A 1,903-nucleotide genomic window follows, 5' to 3' on the forward strand; every position below is an offset into this window, starting at 1 on the left:
CGCATCGAACCGCGGCTGTAGCCAGGCTTGTCCCATTGAAGCGAGGGTCCGAGCATGTGTGAGTTACTGGGCATGAGCGCCAACGTGCCGACCGATATCGTGTTCAGCTTCACCGGGCTGATGCAGCGTGGCGGCAAGACCGGACCGCACCGGGACGGCTGGGGCATTGCCTTCTATGAAGGTCGTGGCCTGCGCCTGTTCCAGGACCCGGCCGCCAGCAGCGAGTCGGAAGTGGCGAACCTGGTGCAGCGCTATCCCATCAAGAGCGAAGTGGTGATCGGGCACATTCGCCAGGCCAATGTCGGCAAGGTCTGCCTGTCCAACACCCACCCGTTCGTACGTGAGTTGTGGGGCCGCAACTGGTGCTTCGCTCACAATGGCCAACTCGCCGATTTCCAGCCGGGCGCAAGCTTCTATCGTCCGGTGGGCGATACCGACAGCGAGGCGGCGTTCTGCGATTTGCTCAATCGCGTGCGCCAGGCGTTCCCGGAACCGGTGGAGGTGGAGCAACTGTTGCCGTCGTTGATCCAGGCCTGCACCGAATACCGCAGCAAGGGCGTGTTCAATTGCATGCTCAGCGATGGTGACTGGCTGTTCTGCTTTTGCTCGACCAAACTGGTCCAGATCACCCGTCGCGCGCCGTTCGGCCCGGCGCGGCTCAAGGATGTGGACGTGATCGTGGATTTCCACGCCGAAACCACGCCCAATGACGTGGTCACGGTAATTGCCACCGAACCCTTGACTGAAAACGAAACCTGGACCCGCTACGAACCGGGCCAATGGAGCCTGTGGCGGCGCGGCGAATGCGTCAGCCATGGCCAGACCGAATAAGGACTTCACGATTATGTTGCTCAGTTATCTACGGCTGGTGTTGTTCGCGGTAGGCCTGTTGGTGGGGGTGCAGGTGCCCGGTTTCATCAGCGATTACGCCAAGCGGGTCGAGGCGCACCTGATCGAAGCGCAGACCGGACTGAAAGGCTTCCAGGGCACCGCCAACCAGTTTTTCAAGGGCGACATGCAAGCGCTGGTGGCTCACTACCGTGCCAGCGAAGACCCGATCTTTCGCAGTGATGCTGACAGCCTGAACACCTTGCTCGTCCGTCAGCAGGCGTTGGACAAGCAATTCCAGGCAATGCAGGGGCCGTGGTACATCCGTTTGCTGCAAGTGGCACTGGCCGCTGACCCGGAAATTCGCAAGGAAACCTGGAACGGCTACAGCTACCAGATTCTCCTGACCCCCGAAGCGATGATCTGGGGCCTCAGTGGCGCCATGTTGCTGTCGTTTGGCCTGGAGTGCCTGTTCCGCCTGATCGACTGGGTGGTGCTGGGCGGCAGGCGTCTGCGCCAGAGCCGACCGATTGAAGAGCGCGATTTGCGCGGGCTGTAACATCGCTCGGAGGCTGAAAGCATCGCGAGCAGGCTCGCTCCCACATTGGACTCGAGACCCTGTGGGAGCGAGCCTGCTCGCGATGAGGCCCTCAAGGGCAGAAAAAATCTTACTTGGAAAGAAACCGCATCCCTTCTTCCAGCCCTCGCAAGGTCAGCGGGAACATGCGGTCCTCCACCAGTTCGCGCACGATGTTGGTCGACGCGGTGTAGCCCCAGGTGTCCTTCGGGTATGGATTGATCCAGATGAGTTTCTTGTACTTCTCCATGAAGCGCTGCATCCAGACATACCCCGGTTCTTCGTTCCAGTGCTCGACGCTGCCGCCGGCCTGGGTGATTTCATACGGGGCCATGGCGGCGTCGCCGATGAAGATCACTTTGTAATCGGCGCCATACTTGTGCAGCAAGTCTTGGGTCGAGGTGCGTTCGGAAGTGCGGCGCAGGTTGTTTTTCCACACTGATTCATAGACGAAGTTGTGGAAGTAGAAATACTCCAGGTGCTTGAACTCGGTCTTGC

The 1,903-nt window shown here is 60.0% G+C and carries 2 protein-coding genes and 1 pseudogene; 2 read left to right on the forward strand and 1 reads right to left on the reverse strand.

Annotation, left to right across the window (positions count from 1 at the left end; translation table 11 throughout):
• The first annotated feature begins 54 nt into the window (after positions 1-54).
• Together GSM73_RS05850 and GSM73_RS05855 are read left to right on the forward strand one after the other, a co-directional pair.
• Positions 55-831: a class II glutamine amidotransferase gene (locus GSM73_RS05850; RefSeq protein ID WP_047227933.1), complete on the forward strand. Its 777-nt coding sequence runs from the start codon at positions 55-57 to the stop codon at positions 829-831.
• 13 nt (positions 832-844) lie between these two features.
• Positions 845-1,387 (forward strand): DUF2937 family protein, encoded by a 543-nt coding sequence (locus GSM73_RS05855; RefSeq protein WP_047227932.1) that lies wholly within the window; start codon positions 845-847, stop codon positions 1,385-1,387.
• 109 nt (positions 1,388-1,496) lie between these two features.
• Here GSM73_RS05855 and GSM73_RS26950 read toward each other — a convergent pair.
• A pseudogene (locus tag GSM73_RS26950) lies at positions 1,497-1,903 on the reverse strand (hypothetical protein); the annotation flags it as partial.

Origin of the sequence: Pseudomonas sp. PICF6 (genome assembly GCF_009831705.1) — a bacterium.
In the GTDB taxonomy this organism is placed as follows: Bacteria; Pseudomonadota; Gammaproteobacteria; order Pseudomonadales; family Pseudomonadaceae; genus Aquipseudomonas; species Aquipseudomonas rhizophila.

Excerpts from the sequence above, each read along its gene's own strand:
- GSM73_RS05850 (WP_047227933.1), top strand. The coding sequence starts at position 55 with ATGTGTGAGTTACTGGGCATGAGCGCCAACGTGCCGACCGATATCGTG.
- GSM73_RS05855 (WP_047227932.1), top strand. The coding sequence starts at position 845 with ATGTTGCTCAGTTATCTACGGCTGGTGTTGTTCGCGGTAGGCCTGTTG.